A 15,518-nucleotide genomic window follows, 5' to 3' on the forward strand; every position below is an offset into this window, starting at 1 on the left:
TCTCTTCTTTAGAAAATAGTTTTTTGTTCATAATTACTCAACTCCTTAATGAATATTTTACACAAAAATAAACCCTATACAAGTAAACACTTTTTCTAGTATCCACTTTATAGGGTCCATTTTATTACTTCTAGTAACTACTTTTTAAACTCTCCACTTTTCACAATCCCACACTTTATTAACAATATCTTTGTAAAATTCCTTGTCATGACTTACTAAGATTATGCTTCCTTCATATGAAATAAGGGCTCTTTTTAATTCTTCCTTTGCTTGAACATCCAAATGGTTAGTCGGTTCATCTAAGAAAAGTATATTACTTGGTTTATTTATAACTTGGCACAGTCTAACTTTCGCCTGCTCCCCACCACTTAGAACAGAAACTTCACTGTTAATATGTTCATCAGTCAAACCACATCTTGCAAGGATTTTTCTTACATCTGTTCTATTCATATGAGGAAATTCATTCCAAACTTCATCTAAAACAATATTATCACTTGCAAATACTTCTTGTTCATAATAGCCAATATCTATGTGATCATCTAAGATGACTTTACCACCTATTGGGTTTATGATTCCCATCAAACTTTTAAGTAGTGTTGTTTTTCCTATTCCATTTGCACCTGTAATTGCTATTTTATCATCTCTCTCCATTTGTAAATTTAAAGGTTTTGTAAGAGATTTATCATAGCCTATAACAAGATTTTTTGTATTGAAAAGAACTTGCCACGGTGCTTTAGAGTATTTGAAATTAAAATGTGGCTTAGGTTTAATTTTATTAATTTCAATTTTACTCATTTTTTTAAGTTTCTTTTCCCTTGATTTTGCCTGAGCTGCTGTTGCTGCTCTTGTTTTATTTTTTCTAATATAATCTTCCAATTTATTAATTTCATTTTGTTGCTTATTGTAATCTCTTTGCAATTGCTCTTTTTGCAATTCATGCTGTTCTAAAAACTTTTCATAATTACCCACATATCTAGTTAATTTCTTGTTTTCCAGATTATAAATTATATTTACTACCTCGTTCATAAATTCAGTATCATGAGAAATAAGAATAAATGCATTTTCATAACTTTTCAAATAAGATTCTAGCCAATAAATATTTTCTTCATCTAAATGATTTGTAGGTTCATCCAGCAGTAAAATATCTGGCTTTTCTAATAATAATTTGGCAAGCAATACTTTACTTCTTTGACCACCACTTAAGTTGTTAGGATTTCTCAATAAAAATTCTTTTATTCCTATACCATAAGCAATTGCATCCACCTTGGAATCTATACTATAAAAATCACTTTCCTCTAAAACACCTTGCAAATTTGATGCTTTATCCATTATCTTTTGTAGTTCATCTTCCCTTGCAACTTCCATTTTTTCGTATAACTTTGTTATATTAGCTTCTATTAGATACAAATCTTTAAAAGCACTTTTTAAAAATTGCTCCACACTTTCATAGTCGTCTATATTAACATTTTGATCCATATATCCCACACTTATTTTACTATTCCACTCTATAATCCCGCTGTCTGGTAAAAGCTCATTTGTAATAAGCTTCATAAAACTTGTCTTTCCTTCTCCATTTGCCCCTACAAGGCCTATATGTTCTCCTCTCAATAATCTGAAAGATACATCATTAAACAATATTTTATCCCCAAATCCTTGGGTCAAGTTATCTACACTTAAAATACTCATAGTCATCACTTCCTTTGTCTTTTTACATAATACTTACAAGTATATATTAAGACTTTTGACATGTAATAGCCAAGTCCATACATATTTCTGTATTAAACTTACACAAAAATAGCTAAATTTATCATATGTAAATTTAGCTATTTTTGTTCTAAGTCTCATCTAAGCCAAGTTAAGACAACTCCTTGGCAATATTTTATTTTATTCTCACTACTTCTTTAGTGATCTTATTATTCTTCTTATACTTGATTCTGTAAGATAATACTCCTTAGCCAAATCCTTTACAGATTTGCCACTAGAATATTTGATTAATATTTCTTCGTTACGTTTTTTTAATTCTTCTTTTGTGTTTGTATTTTCTCCCCAAGATTTTTTGTTTTTCTTAGGAATATATATATAACCACCTTCAACATACTCTTGTAAAATTTCAATTATATTTGAAGGTAAAATATCTTGCGCTTTTTCATATTTCATAAGTTTTAGCTCCCATCTACATTTTTTATTTGTAAATTAAGCAATAACTTATAGAAAACATGCGCTCTTTTTATTTGAAATTTACTCTATACAAATACTACATGTTTTCTTAGTTATTGCATAGAGCTTACTTCATTCATTTTCTTCATAGACATTCTTACCACCTCTCTTAAAATTTATATTAAAATAATCTATTTATATTCGAATAACCCCTGTTTATAAATATAGTACCAAAAGATATAATAGTAATAATAACAGGTATTTGATAACATGCTAAAGTAAATACTTTACTTTTTAAACTCCCCTTATTTTTTTTTGAAAATAATAAAAAAATCATTACCATTCCATATCCGATCATGCAGCCTAAAGCATTGTTTATAATATCATCAATCTCAAATATACCTCTCTTACTTATTAATTGAAGTACCTCGATAAAAATCGTCATACATAATCCTAAAAAATAAGTAATATAAAACTTTTCACATTTTTTGAAAAGTAAAGGTAGCATAATCCCAAAGGGAACAAACATCAATATATTAAGAATTAAGTTCCTAAGTTCTAGTAAGGAAAATCTATTCCACACTTTTATATAAGAACTAAATATATGTAGATTTATATTTTCATACATTCCAGGTATTCTATGAACAAATGTAGCTCCAAGTACCATAACTGCATAGATTAAAAATATACTCCATAATAAAACTTTACTGGTATTTAATTTTTTAGTGCCTTTCATAATCTTCTTATATATTAAAAAGTATATTATCAAGAATATACCAATTCCAATGGACACACTTCCTATGCCTAGTAAAAAATATTCACTGGCCATGTGAATAATTGATGATATTCGCAATTTGTTGCCTCCTTATGTAATATATTTCTAGCTCATCTATAAATTCTAGTTACTTTTTTAGTTTATCATATGCTTACATAACTTTATATTATAATATGGTAATTTGCAATTATTTCTAACTAAAATAAATAAGAATTTATAGGAAGCCCTCATCTTTCATTTTTTTTAGCTTTCTTTATAATAACAAATTTAATTACCTATATATTTAACTGCCTTGTCAAACAAATGTGGTTCAATTTCTATATAAGTTAAATTATCTGGTAGATCATCAAAAGTTATTTTCCTCAATTCCAAGATCAGGCAACTATCCAAGCTCAGATATGTATAAATAACCCATCCCTCAAGGTATAACTATTGTAACATAGTAATACAGTTGATGAAATCTCTATATAAATTTTTAACTATAATAATAAGCTTACTAAACTTGTTATTAGAAATCTTCTTAAACACTTTATTTTTAGTATTAACATAATAATTACAAAATTTTATTATTGGTAAATCTAAATAGGCTATTTAATTATTTTCATAAGAATCTTATCACTTGAATAATCTAGTTTATATAAGTAATCAGACATAAGAATTACACAATACTGTGTTTTTTAGATAATGCACACCTATTGGAATTGTCTAAATCATCCATCATATTAGGAAAATTTATTAATCATAATTATTAACTATATTCAATATTGTGAATTTCAATGGCTTGAAATATCATAAATTATCTCTTTATATATCTCTTTATAGAATTCTGTTATTGGTTTGCTCATCATTTCAACATTAAGAATAATTATTATATTTATATTATTTTTTAATATAATTTTAATAAATACTATATATCTAATATTTTATATTCAATATTAGCTAAAACTTCACAGTCGCAATATCCACCATTCTCTTGTAACCACTCTATTGACTCTTGAAAAGGTAAGTTGTTCATTTGTAAAAATTCTTTAGTATACTTTAACGTATCATCACATCTGTAAGTCTCCAAAATTTCATCTATATAATTGAATAACTCTTCAAATATTTCTTTACTAAAAGGAAGTGAGTTTTTAAAATCGCATTTCTCTTCATTTTTGAATTTTTTTAGTAATTCTTTCTTTTTTGATTTATCCATACTAATCTCCTTACAATAAGATTAAAATTTTACTTATTTTTTTCTAATTTTTCAATTTTTCCTTTTGCATAATCTAATTCATGTTTCATAGTAGTTACATCGTGATTTAATTCATTTATTTGATTAGATAATGATAAAAATCCCCAAAATACTATTAATAACAAAACTAAACTTACATATAGTTGTTTCCTAACTGCTTTTAAAATTTCATCTTTACTTAAATATTTTTTCATTGTAAACCTCCCTCTAAGACTTCCAAATATTAACTCATTATAAAGCAAATTAATATTATATAATTTATTCAAATACTACCATCTAAATAAATTAAAAAAATATCAATCAATAACTATTGTATCATAGTCAATAATTTAACATTTAAATCAAAATAAATTATATATATATTATTTTTTATATTTAAAAAAGAGCACATATTATGCTCCTTCGTTTAGAATATAATTAATAATATAATAAATTTTGACTTATTCTAGTATTTCACTCCTATAATATTCTATTTATCGTAGTTACTTGTAGAATTATTATTTAAAGAATCTTCATCAATTTCATTGTAAAAAGCATATCCACTAAGTAATAAGCCTAATCCACCTATTAAGGAAATTACCAATCCACCAGTTCTAAAACTTTCTGTATTTGACTTAATAATCATTTCATATTGGTTAGTGTCCATTGACCCGTCGTTTTCTTGAATTGCATTATCTCCCATATTTTGACCTATAGATGGTGACTTAAATACTAAAATAATTCCTATTACAAAACTAATTCCCATAACAATAATCGAATTTTTCACAATTTTCTTTTTCATATTGTCCCCCCTATGATTTCTAATTTTAGTGCATACAAAGATTGAGTATTTGTCATATGTATTTTATAATGATTTCATTGCTCTTTTCATGCACCAGATTAAGATAACTATTAGGTGTTACCACAATATAATTACCATTATTCTGTGAATCTTAATAAGTATCCATCTGGGTCTTGAACAAGAAATTCCTTTTGAACTCCTTTTTTTCCATCGCACATATATACTGTTTCTTCCAACTCTCTATAAATTTCTATATTATTGTTTTTAATATTGTTGTATAGGATTTCAACATCATTGCAGGCAATAGAAAAATTTATTCCTCTACCTAAAGGATATTCTAAAATGTCAACATTCCATCCTTGTGAATGAATTTCCTCAAACATAAATTGACTTTCTCCATATGATAAAAACATAAACTTGTCATATGTTCTTTCATATTCTAATTTAAAACTTAAAATATATATAAAATTGTTTTGTAGATTGAATATCACTTACAGATAATTCAGGTATCAAGGCATTAAATTTCATTATTCTCTCCTAATATGTAAGATTTAACTCCATTTGAAGCACATCTTCTTTTACAATGTTATCTTGCCAAACAAATCCACCTGTAACTGTATTTGTTTGTACAAATCCTAAAGACTTGTAAACATGAATAGCTCTACTATTACTTTTTAACACATCAAGCTCAATCTTTTTATATCCGTATGATTTTGATAAATCAATAACTTGTTTTAAAGCATTACTCCCAATGCCTTTTCCTCTATATTTAGGTAGAATACCCATACCTAAATAACCGATTGTTTCTGTTTTAGGTGAAACATCACACCAACCAACACATCTGTCATTTTCTAAATCAATTATGAACAAATGTGGAAATCCTTTAACTATGGCACCTTTTATAAATTTAACTGTGCTTTCAAAAGGAAATGCTTCATTCATGGCTAAATATTTCCTTTCTTTTGCTACTGTATCAAATGTCTCCCAGTATGAGGGAATATATTACTCTTGTGGTTTTATAAATTTTACTTTTTCCATTGTTCAATCCCCTTTATATCAGTTACTTTACTTGACCTATTTTGTCAAATGGAAATATTCTAATAAAAACTTCTCCTACAACATCATCTAATGAGATAGCTCCTATATATGATTGTCTACTATCATCACTATTTTCTCTATTATCTCCCATAGCAAAAATATGGTTGTCAGGTACAATAATGTCTATATCTCCATCTGTGTATACATCTACTAAATAATCTTCTTCTAAGTGTTTACCATTTATATAAACATTGTTATCTTTTATAACCAAATGTTCCCCTGGTAGTGCAATAACCCTTTTTACTAAATTCTTTTTTGGACTAGTATTATTACCACTTAGATCTGCTTTAAAAACAATAACGTCACCACGCTGTGGCATATGACTTTTATACGCCAATCTATTTATAAATAAATAATCATTATTTTTTAATGTGGGATACATAGATTGGCCACTTACCATTGTTGGCTGAGCTACTATATTTATACATATAGCTATTGCTCCTGATATACATATAGTTCTAATCCAATCGATAATTTCATACTTAACCTTTTTATTCAAAATAATATCCCCCTTAGTAGATTTTCTTATGGAGTATACTACAGCCATATATTTAATATATTGTCGCTATTTTGAAAAAATCCTTTTATGTATTATATGAAATATAATACATAAATCTAGTTAATATCTTACTTTGTGACATAGATGCTTATCTTTCTTCATTACTGTATTTTTTACAAGAATTTTCTAGCTTACTAGATATTTTAATTTTGTAAATAACATGGGAGTGTACCTTATTCCATCTGTTATTTGTTCTTCTTGCATTGGTGAGAATCCAAAGTGTTTATAAACTTCTATCGCATAAGGAGAAGAATTAACTGTAATCCAATCCCTTGTACTATTTTGAATAACTACTTCAAATAATTTTCGTCCAATACCTTGTTTATGATATTCACCTTTTACAAAAAATAATGCGATATGATTACCTTCATTTCTAGTTGCAATAATACCTATTAGTAAATTGCCTTTATATGCACCAAACCATTCTAAAGAACCAACCCATTGGACATCATTAATATTGCAATACCCATTTGAGAATAATCTGGTGCTTCATATTGCATAAATACATTTAATACCAGGTCCAAGGCTTCTGAAACATCATATCCTTTTAACTTTTTTTATCTCCATATACACACCTTCTATAAATATAAAAATTTCTCATTATGAATTAACACTTGAAACTCTTAATAAAACTATACATTGCTTTGTGCCATTGAGTTAGTAATTCACTCTCCCCCACAATCATAAAGCTCTCCTGCTAACATTTTTTCTCTTTCAGTCATCTTATTTCCTCCACAACATTCATTATCTTTGCTATATCTTTTATATGAATTTCAGAAACTACTTTCTAAATTAAAGTTTTTGTCTAGTAAAATCTATTTATATTTTCCATATACACATAAATCATAAATATTATTATTTTTAAAAACAGCTTTCTTCATAATCCCTTCTAAAGCAAACCCGTTTTTTTCAAGAACACGTTGTGATGCCACATTAGGTTTATATACTAAACCTGTGATCCTTACAATATCCAGATTTGTAAATGCAATATGAGTAATTTGGTTTACTGCTTCTGTCATTATACCCTTTGACCAGTTTTTTGATAATAAAAGATATCCGATTTCAGCATCTTTAATATATACATCATCCTTTACTTCCACCGATATATTTCCCACATATTCCTTATCAACAACAATTGCTCTAAAAATGCCTTTTTCACCTTCACTTTCTTGAGCCATATTTAACCACCAGTTTGCATCCTTTTCTGTATATGGAAAAGGTATTCTGTTTGATAAAAATTTTCTATCTGCATTATTACATATATTTGCTAGTATGTGTTTATCATCCAATGTCCATTTTTTTAAGACAACTTCCATACATATCCCTCCAACATTTATTTAAATCATGTAGACTAATATTCCTCCAAAAACTTATAGAAACTATTCTTAACTTTTAGACTTTGATTTTTTGTAAAAGTAAAATCCACCTACTGCAATTACTGTCCCTAGAATTACATAAATAAAACTTGTTGATATTGCCCATGCAAAAGTAGTGGTTGAGTTCATATACTTTTCCCCCTTTGAATTATTTAAAACAATTGTAGCATAGTAATTTGTTTATAACATTATACAAAAAAATGGTGTCCATAAGAACACCATTTAATCTATTTCTTAATAATATCTATTTAATTCTTTAATACATTACAAATTGCTATTTTCTCTGCTTTTAAATAATTTTAGTAAAATAGTGCCTCTTTCCTGTTACAGGATAACTTTCTAGTACAAAGACTTCCTTATATCCATGTTTTTTATAAAATTCAGGCGCTTAAAAGCTAAAAGTATCTAAAAATGAATACTTACAACCACGCTCCTTTGCGGTCTTTTCTGCTTGATTTAAAATACTACTTCCTATATTTTGGCCTCTCAGTTCTTCGCTTACCCACAAAAACTTTATAGATAACCAATTCCCGTGTGTATTTACAATTAATCCTGCAATTTTTTGTCCTTCTTCATCTTGTAAATAAATTCCTAAATCTCTTGGATTTTTATCTTAAATTCTTGCTAGATTATATCCTAATAATTCTTTAAAAATAATATTTTCATCTTCTTCTGTGATTTTATCAGTAATCTCAAGCTTCATTCAATTCACCTCTTTTTATTAGAATTGACAATTATTTTAATAAATAAGTAATTTCATCTAAATAATATATATTTAACACATGAAGAGCTCTTGTGCAGCAAGTATAAAAAAGTAATCTTTCATCTTCACTGCTATAATTCTTGTTGCTTGCATCGTATATAAGAACCACATCAAATTCAAGACCTTTGGCTAAATATGAAGGTATTACTAATACCCCATTTGCATATGAGTCATCATCTTTTTTTATGGACTTTACATCCATATTATTATCCTTTAAGAAGTTATATAAATCTTCAGTCTGTCTTGCTGTTTTTGTAATAATACCAATAGATTTATAATTTTTTTGTTGATAATATTTAATGTCTTCAATAAGTTTTTCCTTCATATGATTTTTATTATCAAAACCAATAACTTTAGGCTCATCACCATGTCTTTCAACATACTCATCATCTGCATTTTTCGTAAGGATATTCCTTGAGAATTTAGTGATTTCCATTGTTGAACGATAAGTTTTTGTTAAGTTTATTAATAAGGTATCATTCTTTGATAAATTATAAATATTATTATAGTTTCCAACATTCATAAATGGATTAATTGACTGATTTATGTCACCTAATATAGTCATTTTTGCAGATTTAAAAAGTTGATAAAATATTTCATATTGTAGTGGCGTATAGTCTTGTGCCTCATCTATGATTATATACTTGATTTGTGATGTACTAGGAATCTGACCAAAGGCACATTTTAAATATAAAAGTGCAACTTGATCTTCATAATTAAGTATATTTGCATTTAGATTATCTATTGAGTAAGTCTTTATATGTTCTATCAAACTATTATCATATTTTATATTCATCTTGTTTAAAAATATATCTAGATGCTTAAATAAATCTTTATATATTTCAATTAAATTAAACTCTGTCATTTGAGAAATTTTATTATAAACATCTTTTAAGTTTTTCTTTACAATTGAAGTACTTTCTTCTGTCATTTCTTCTCTTTCTATATAATCTCCAGATTCAAAAAGTTTTTCATATACTTCATTAATCCAAGCTTCTTCATAAGGCTCAACAAGAAATTCAATTCTAGATTTTAATTTTTTTAATCTTCTTTTAATTGGCAAATCTGAAAAATCATTATAAAATAATTTCTTTATCTCATCAGCTGAAATTACTAATTTATTTCTTACTATAATATCTTTAAAATCTCTATCCATTGTTTCCACGTAACTTATATATTCTTTTAAAATATTAGTAAAGTCTAAAGAAGTTTTAAATTTAATACTTTTAATTCTATCTTCATAAGTTAGTTTATCTTTAGAATCAAGTATATACTCCATCATTTCTGATGATGTCTCTTTTTTGAATTCATCTCCTAATTCCTTATGCATATAGTCATTAAATGTTGTTTGGTACATATTATCTTCACCAAGTTGAGGTAATACGTTTGAAATATAGTCATTAAAAATGTTGTTTGGAGAAAATATTATTATATTTTCAGGTGTTATTTTATCTCTATGCTTATATAGCAGGTATGCTATTCTATGAAGTGCCACAGAAGTTTTTCCACTTCCAGCTGCTCCTTGAACAATTAAGTTTTTATAATTTTCATTACGAATTACTTGATTTTGCTCTCTTTGAATAGTTGTAACTATAGCTTTCATTTTGTCATCAGAATTTTTACTCAAAAGTTCTTGTAACATTTCATCATCAATACTTAAGTTACTGTCAAACATATACTCAATTTTTTCACCATTGATTTTATATTGTCTTTTTCCAGTTATTTCACCAGATATTATACCTTCTGGACACTCATAACTTGCCTTACCAGTTTCGTAGTCATAAAACATACTTGAAATAGGCGCTCTCCAGTCATAAATAAGAAAATCAAAATCTTTATTAATGAGATTTGACAATCCAATATAACATTTTTCAGTAGTATCTTCTTTATCTTCAATAAAGTCAATTCGCCCAAAATAAGGAGATTCAAGCATTCTTTCATACTTTTCTTCAAGCTTTTGAGTAAATTCATGATCTCTTTTTTGATTTTTCATAATATCCATAAAAGATATAAAATCTGAAAGCTGATCTAATCCATTTTCTATAGAGATAGACCCAAGATCATTCCATAACTCTCTTTGTGTTTCCATAGCCTCTTTTTTTAATTTATATTTAGCATGGCGTTTTTCATCAAGTTGTCTTTTCGCCTCTTTAAGAACTTTTTCCAACCATTCATTTTCCAGGTTCCACTCATAATTATTCACACTCATCTTATTTCCTCCTTTACTATATACATTGACTTATTTGATTTACTATATCAATTATATAGAAATGAATTTATATTAACAGTCTGAAAAAAAGTTTTTATTTATGGTATAATTATAGTGGAAGAGAAACAAGACTTACTCCTTTACATTAAATCATTGAATATAAAATAGCTCAGTCATGGTAGCTGTACTAACAGAAAGATTGTAATAATAAGCAAGTCATGCTAAAGTGTAAAGACTAATGCAAAAATTGATAAAATCTATATTGACAATCAAAAATCCAGGTATCATTATTTCATAATATTTTTAATTATAAAAGGCAGAGAATAAGTCTCTGCCTAGAATAACATTATATTATTAATTTGTTGAAGAATCAAAAGTTCTTCTTAACCATATTTGGGGCATTGCCAACTACATAATTAAATACAACCAAATTATTAACATTATTATTAAGCAGGTGATGGAACTTGTATATCAAAGCAAAGTAATGCTCTTGAAGTACCATTTTGAGTGCTTATTGTTACATGATCTATATCAATTGCTGTAAGCGCAGCCGTTCCATTTGGAGGTACAATTTCTTGTAAACTATCCACAACAAAAGTAATGTCTCTTTGTCCTAAGTTTGTCAGTATTACTGTTCCAGTCACAGTTTGAGTAGGATTTGTTCTATAAACCTCTGTTCCAGTACCTGATGTAGCAGTTGCTCTTATACTAAATTGTTGCTTAACAAATCCTTCGCAACATTCACTTTTTATATCACACTCTTTTTTATTATCGTCACACTCTTTTTTATTATCGTCCCAGTCTGATTCTGGATTCCATCCACAACAACATTTTTTATTAATATCATACATAATAACTTCATCTCCTTTTAATTGAACAACCTTTAAGATTGCTCTTGATATATGATATTATCTATATGATATTTTGTTACACATATTTTTACAATTTTCTACTTTTTTTGAAGTGTATAATAGCTTTACATTTATTATATACTCTAATATATAAATGACTGGTCTCATGATAAATTATATATAAAAATACTAACTGACAAATTTGAGGTTTATATTATTCTACTTTAATAATTTGTACTCCAACACCATCGGGATCATTTACAAAGAAGCATTCCATGTGTCCACCTAAAACTACTGGTTCACTAGAAATAATATTATTTTCTCTCCCTTTCTTCAAAAGATTATCATAATTTGCTGAACAAATCCCAATGGAAATATTACTATTAGCTGGATTTTCTAATTTTAAATTTTCATCATAAATTAGTTCAATTTTCATTCCATTCTCTGCCACAAAAAAAGCTATACACATAGATTCCTTAGGTGAAAATTCCTGTTCTACCTTCATTCCTAGAAAGTCCCCATAGAATTCTTTTGATTTTTCAAAATCCTTGACTTTGATAGTAATCCAATTAATTATCATATTTATTTTCCTCCTTTTATATTGTCACTCTAATTACTATTCTATTGGCTTCTATTCTCATATTCACCTTAATCTCCTAATACACAATAGTTTTATAATTACTCTTCATAAAAATAATCTACTTTTTAATTGTGCTCTTAAGTTTAACTAGAAATTATAGATTCTTCTTTAAAGTATACAATCTAATATTATCAGGAAAGCCATTAATTTCACCACAAATTACATATCCTTGCTTTACATAAAAGCGTGGAGCTTGAAAGGAATAAGTAGTCAAATGAGCAATATGGCATCCTGCGTTCTTAGCCTGTTCCTCAATTTCTTTCAACAAACGAGATGCAATCTTTTGACCTCTATAAACTTCCTGTACCCAAAGAACTTCTATTTCTAAAGATGATAGATAAGTAGAACCCAATACACCACCAACTATAAGTCCTTCTTCATTGCGTGCTATACTCACAAGTTCCATATTAGGTACATTTAATTGGCCCTTTGTTTTTTTCATATTGTACTTTAGTAAGCCGTTTATACGAACTGATTTTAAAAACTCTTGCTCATCACAGTCATTGTAAATCTTAATATGCATCTTTATCACCTCCACAAAACAAATATAAATATAAATATATAGAATTAGAATTTATTTGGCAATATATTAAATTAATAAAACAAATCGAAGAGATTATGAATTCACTGTGATACAATTTAATTAATATAATATTATTTATGGAGGTGCTCTTATGCCAATATATCTAGCTTTATTATTATCAGTAGCTATTTCTGCTTCTACTATGATTATAATTATTTTCAACTTATGTGACGATATAATTTTGGATAAAATTTTTTCAAAATTAAGTAATAAGTCTCAGTCCATGATATTACTTGTTTCAATTAGTTTTATTTTAATTTATATTGGCTTGCTTATAAATAATTTAATAAACAACCTTTAAATCAATATATTATAACTATATTATATCTGCAAAAATTTCATGTATGTTACCATCTGGATCTGCAAATAATGCAGTCCTTTGCTTCCAAGGCATATTCTGTGGTTCTTGGATAGAAGTTGCGCCCATTGCAATTAACTTCTTAAATGATTTATCAACATCATTTGGATTTTCGCATGGAAACGCTAGTTCAAAAAACTGACCAACTGCTTTTTTAGTATATTCATTGCTATATCCCTCCATAACATTTCTCAAGCAAATGGCAAACCTAACTCCAGTATTTTCAAATTCAACATAATCTTCCAGGTCATTTTTAATTCTAAATCCAAGAACTTGATTATAAAAATTTCTCATCTTATCTATTTCATCTGTCCAAATTGTAACAAGATTAATTTCTGGTTTCATATAATTACCCCCTATTAATTTTAATTATTACTAAATAAGTTTCTCATTCCTATTTACCTTGAACTCTATAGTTTAATAGTATCTTAAAATATCCTAACTTATTACATCCAAGGTATCACCCTCCTTTTAACATCTTAATTAAACTACAAAATTATAACTCATACTTGTTCAAAAATTCTTAAATTTAAAAACTCTTTAATAATAATTGTAATACATACTAGGATAGAATTTATGATTTTAATTCAAGTTTTTTATTATATTTAGATTAAAGTCATCTACGGAAACTTTTATATAATATAAAAAATGTACAAGACCATATCATTGTTGATACAGACTTGCACATTTTAATAGTCCTAGGATAAAACTTTATTTTCTTTGTCTGATTTATACTCTTTAGTGAGTAAAAATGGTGTGAAAAATATTGCAGAGGTTAAAATACTATATAATAAAATTTCCCATGTGTATACTGTAGTATATCCGCCTCCAAATATAATTCCAATAACGTTGTTTACTATGTGTAACAACACTGGAGCCCACACATTCTCAGTTTTCATATAAGCGTATCCAAAATAAATACCTAAGAATATGCAAGTAATTGCATGACCAGCTACACAGTATAAAGGTGTTTTGGGACTATAAAGAGTAAAGCAAAGTGGAGCATGCCAAATTCCCCATATAAAACCTAAAATTATAACTCCTACTCTTTTACCACAAAGTTTTTGTAGCCTAGGTTGTAAAAAGTATCTCCATCCAAACTCTTCTCCAAAGAATAAATTAAATCCTATTAAAAAGTTAGTAATTAAGCTCATAATGGCCATTACTATATTTTCCATAAGTTTATCTGAGTTCACTTGACCGTTTATAAATTCTGGTATGTTACTAGCTAAAACAATTGCTACAAATATTAATATAACAGTTGTCACTTTTTTTGAATTTTTTCCAAGACATAAATTCATATCTTTCATTTCATTACTATTTACTAATACTAAATATAAAAGATATGCAGATACAATAGTATCTATAACTTCTGATAACCATCCACTGTTTGATAAGAATGATTCAACTATTGTAGTAATTATTCTCAAAATTGTTGCTATGGCAAAAACCTTAAAAAATTTATTTATTTCAGGCTTAAACTCATACTTTGAAATTTTCTTTAAAACTATAATAGCTGAAAATGCTGGAATATACATAAATAATACAGCAAAGTTAACAGCTAGATCCTCCGCATTTGTTTTTGATGAAGAAAGAAATAAAAATACTGATATGAAGGCTATAATCCCAAAATTGATTAGTAGAAAATCTTTTATTTCTTTTTTTATAATTTTAACATCATTACTCATTATAACTCCTCCTTGTGTAGCCTAATATAATTATTAAATTATTGATAAATCTGAATTTCAAATACCTAGATTTCCTATGTATTCAAGATGATTGTATTCCATTTTATGGTGATAGTCAAGTAATATAATCTTATTTATTATCATTGAAAATCCCTTTTTTAATATTAAAATAGCGCCCATATTAGTATAATCCCCTTATAGTAGACACATAAAAAAGGCATCGTATAATGATGCTAAATGTAACTACAATAAGGGGGATTCTATGTCTAAAAAATATAATAAATATAATAAAGAAGTAAAATTGAAAGCTGTAGATATATATATAAATCAAGGTATGAGTGCAGTTAGTGTTGCTCGTTCTTTAGATATAAAAGATAAAACTCAGGTTCAAAGATGGGTTAAATTGTATAATGCCAAGGGTGAAACTGCCTTTGATGAAGAAACTA

At 27.0% G+C, this 15,518-nt stretch carries 21 protein-coding genes and 1 pseudogene; 2 read left to right on the plus strand and 20 right to left on the minus strand.

Annotated features, from left to right (window positions below; translation table 11 throughout):
* Positions 1-144: 144 nt before the first annotated feature.
* The 18 genes and pseudogenes from K0040_RS18260 to K0040_RS18345 all read right to left on the minus strand — a co-directional run bounded on the left by K0040_RS18260 (position 145) and on the right by K0040_RS18345 (position 12,966).
* A complete protein-coding gene (locus K0040_RS18260) occupies positions 145-1,686 on the minus strand; it encodes an ABC-F family ATP-binding cassette domain-containing protein (RefSeq protein ID WP_228110159.1) in 1,542 nt (513 codons plus the stop codon).
* 207 nt (positions 1,687-1,893) lie between these two features.
* Complete coding sequence (locus K0040_RS18265) at positions 1,894-2,157, minus strand: CD3324 family protein (protein ID WP_228110160.1); 264 nt, start codon at positions 2,155-2,157, stop codon at positions 1,894-1,896.
* Between the two features lie 181 nt (positions 2,158-2,338).
* Positions 2,339-3,010: a VanZ family protein gene (locus K0040_RS18270; RefSeq protein WP_228110161.1), complete on the minus strand. Its 672-nt coding sequence runs from the start codon at positions 3,008-3,010 to the stop codon at positions 2,339-2,341.
* 829 nt (positions 3,011-3,839) lie between these two features.
* Positions 3,840-4,127, minus strand: a complete 288-nt coding sequence (locus K0040_RS18275; protein ID WP_228110162.1) for a DUF2695 domain-containing protein — start codon at positions 4,125-4,127, stop codon at positions 3,840-3,842.
* A gap of 29 nt (positions 4,128-4,156) precedes the next feature.
* Complete coding sequence (locus K0040_RS18280) at positions 4,157-4,360, minus strand: hypothetical protein (protein WP_228110163.1); 204 nt, start codon at positions 4,358-4,360, stop codon at positions 4,157-4,159.
* A gap of 275 nt (positions 4,361-4,635) precedes the next feature.
* Positions 4,636-4,947, minus strand: a complete 312-nt coding sequence (locus K0040_RS18285) for a hypothetical protein (protein WP_228110164.1) — start codon at positions 4,945-4,947, stop codon at positions 4,636-4,638.
* 137 nt (positions 4,948-5,084) lie between these two features.
* Complete coding sequence (locus tag K0040_RS18290; protein WP_331476364.1) at positions 5,085-5,360, minus strand: VOC family protein; 276 nt, start codon at positions 5,358-5,360, stop codon at positions 5,085-5,087.
* Positions 5,361-5,484: 124 nt separating this feature from the next.
* On the minus strand, positions 5,485-5,889 hold the full coding sequence (locus K0040_RS18295) for a GNAT family N-acetyltransferase (protein WP_228110165.1): 405 nt from the start codon (positions 5,887-5,889) through the stop codon (positions 5,485-5,487).
* 118 nt (positions 5,890-6,007) lie between these two features.
* Positions 6,008-6,544 carry a signal peptidase I gene (gene lepB / locus K0040_RS18300; protein WP_228110166.1) on the minus strand — a complete coding sequence of 179 codons (537 nt, stop codon included), beginning with the start codon at positions 6,542-6,544 and terminating at the stop codon, positions 6,008-6,010.
* A 186-nt stretch (positions 6,545-6,730) separates the two neighbouring features.
* Entirely contained in the window at positions 6,731-7,060 is a 330-nt protein-coding gene (locus tag K0040_RS21550; protein ID WP_228110177.1) for a GNAT family N-acetyltransferase, read from the minus strand.
* A gap of 184 nt (positions 7,061-7,244) precedes the next feature.
* Positions 7,245-7,326, minus strand: a pseudogene (locus tag K0040_RS21305) (sugar O-acetyltransferase); the annotation flags it as partial.
* 93 nt (positions 7,327-7,419) lie between these two features.
* Complete coding sequence (locus K0040_RS18315; protein WP_228110167.1) at positions 7,420-7,920, minus strand: GNAT family N-acetyltransferase; 501 nt, start codon at positions 7,918-7,920, stop codon at positions 7,420-7,422.
* Positions 7,921-7,989: 69 nt separating this feature from the next.
* A complete protein-coding gene (locus K0040_RS18320) occupies positions 7,990-8,109 on the minus strand; it encodes an LPXTG cell wall anchor domain-containing protein (RefSeq protein ID WP_228110168.1) in 120 nt (39 codons plus the stop codon).
* A gap of 259 nt (positions 8,110-8,368) precedes the next feature.
* Positions 8,369-8,569, minus strand: coding sequence for a GNAT family N-acetyltransferase (locus K0040_RS21310; RefSeq protein WP_334302516.1), 201 nt, complete (start codon positions 8,567-8,569; stop codon positions 8,369-8,371).
* A 145-nt stretch (positions 8,570-8,714) separates the two neighbouring features.
* Positions 8,715-10,952 carry an RNA polymerase recycling motor HelD gene (gene helD / locus K0040_RS18330; RefSeq protein ID WP_228110169.1) on the minus strand — a complete coding sequence of 746 codons (2,238 nt, stop codon included), beginning with the start codon at positions 10,950-10,952 and terminating at the stop codon, positions 8,715-8,717.
* A gap of 446 nt (positions 10,953-11,398) precedes the next feature.
* Positions 11,399-11,803, minus strand: a complete 405-nt coding sequence (locus K0040_RS18335) for an S-Ena type endospore appendage (RefSeq protein WP_228110170.1) — start codon at positions 11,801-11,803, stop codon at positions 11,399-11,401.
* Positions 11,804-12,017: 214 nt separating this feature from the next.
* A complete protein-coding gene (locus tag K0040_RS18340) occupies positions 12,018-12,383 on the minus strand; it encodes a VOC family protein (protein ID WP_228110171.1) in 366 nt (121 codons plus the stop codon).
* A gap of 154 nt (positions 12,384-12,537) precedes the next feature.
* On the minus strand, positions 12,538-12,966 hold the full coding sequence (locus tag K0040_RS18345) for a GNAT family N-acetyltransferase (protein WP_228110172.1): 429 nt from the start codon (positions 12,964-12,966) through the stop codon (positions 12,538-12,540).
* Positions 12,967-13,117: 151 nt separating this feature from the next.
* Here K0040_RS18345 and K0040_RS18350 point away from each other — a divergent pair, with 151 nt between their 5' ends.
* Entirely contained in the window at positions 13,118-13,327 is a 210-nt protein-coding gene (locus K0040_RS18350) for a hypothetical protein (protein WP_228110173.1), read from the plus strand.
* Between the two features lie 15 nt (positions 13,328-13,342).
* Here K0040_RS18350 and K0040_RS18355 read toward each other — a convergent pair whose 3' ends face one another.
* Together K0040_RS18355 and K0040_RS18360 are read right to left on the minus strand one after the other, a co-directional pair.
* Positions 13,343-13,729 carry a VOC family protein gene (locus tag K0040_RS18355; RefSeq protein ID WP_228110174.1) on the minus strand — a complete coding sequence of 129 codons (387 nt, stop codon included), beginning with the start codon at positions 13,727-13,729 and terminating at the stop codon, positions 13,343-13,345.
* Between the two features lie 353 nt (positions 13,730-14,082).
* Entirely contained in the window at positions 14,083-15,072 is a 990-nt protein-coding gene (locus K0040_RS18360; RefSeq protein ID WP_228110175.1) for a CPBP family intramembrane glutamic endopeptidase, read from the minus strand.
* Between the two features lie 262 nt (positions 15,073-15,334).
* Here K0040_RS18360 and K0040_RS18365 point away from each other — a divergent pair.
* Positions 15,335-15,518: transposase (locus K0040_RS18365; protein WP_228110176.1), on the plus strand; the 184-nt coding region annotated here is incomplete at its 3' end.

The organism is Terrisporobacter petrolearius, from assembly GCF_020748185.1.
Lineage (GTDB): Bacteria > Bacillota > Clostridia > Peptostreptococcales > Peptostreptococcaceae > Terrisporobacter > Terrisporobacter petrolearius.